The organism is Microbacterium sp. ISL-103, assembly GCF_018613995.1.
Taxonomy (GTDB): domain Bacteria; phylum Actinomycetota; class Actinomycetes; order Actinomycetales; family Microbacteriaceae; genus Microbacterium.
The window spans coordinates 1-1,090 of sequence record NZ_JAGGPD010000339.1 but is presented as its reverse complement, the minus strand read 5'-3'; the positions used below and the strand labels follow the sequence as shown (position 1 = coordinate 1,090).

1 protein-coding gene is annotated in these 1,090 nt (G+C 69.4%); it reads right to left on the bottom strand.

The features are described 5' to 3' along the window. Positions 1-1,090 (bottom strand): chorismate-binding protein (locus tag J7E68_RS12705; protein ID WP_215173144.1); only part of this gene is annotated, 1,090 nt, incomplete at both ends.

Below are 1,090 nucleotides of genomic sequence, written 5' to 3'. Positions count from 1 at the left end.
AGGGGGGCGAGATCGATACCGAGGCGATCGGCCAGGATCTGGTGGCTCAGGCACACGGCGAGCAGAGGTGCGCCCGCGTCGACACGCCGCGCGACGACCTGGCGCATCCGGCCGATACGGTCGCTCGCGGTGTCGCGCGGGTCACCGGGTCCCGGTCCGGCGACCACGAGGTCGGCGGCGTCGAGTTCGGTGTCGTCGACCTCGTGCCATGCCCTGATGACGGCGTCGAGTCCGAGGTGCCGGAGCTGGTGCGCGAGCATCGTCGTGAAGCGGTCCTCGGCATCGACGACGACCGCCGACAGTCCCGAGAAGGGACCGGAGAATCCGTCGCCCTGCGGATTGAGCCAGAAGTCCGCGAGGCGGGCGTTGCGAGACGACAGGAGTGCCGCGACCTCGGGATCGGCGGCAAGAGACCGCGGTTCGCTCGGCGCATCCGCATCCTCCCGGGCCTCCGCTGCCGTGTCGCGGTCGATCGCGCCGATGGCACCGAGGACTCCGGCCGCTTTTCCGTGCGTCTCCGAGACCTCACCGTGCGGGTCGGAGTGTCGGACGAGCGTCGCGCCCACGGGCACGCTGAGAGAGCCGTCCTGCAGATACACCGTGCGGATCAGGATGGGCGCGTCGAGGTCGTGCCCGCCGTCGGCGTTCGGGGTGAACAGCGCGGCGACGCCGGAGTAGTACCCGCGTGGCTTCTTCTCGTGTCGACGGATCACCGCGCAGGCGTTCTGCATGGGCGAGCCGGTCACCGTCGGCGCGAACATCGTCTCGCGCAGGATGTCTCGCGGATCCAGCGTGCTGCGCCCCCGGAGCATGTACTCGGTGTGGGTGAGACGCGACATCTCCTTCAGATGAGGACCCGTGATGCGCCCGCCGTCAGAGCACACGGCGCTCATCATCTTCAGCTCCTCGTCGACCACCATGAAGAGCTCTTCGGTCTCTTTGGTCGACGAGAGGAAGTCGACCAGCGTCTCTCTCGTCTCGCCACCCGAAGGATGGCGGAAGGTGCCCGAGATGGGATTCATCGTCACGACGCCGCCGCGGGCGACGCCGTGCGCCTCAGGGCCCGCTCCGACGGCGGTGTGGCCGGGCG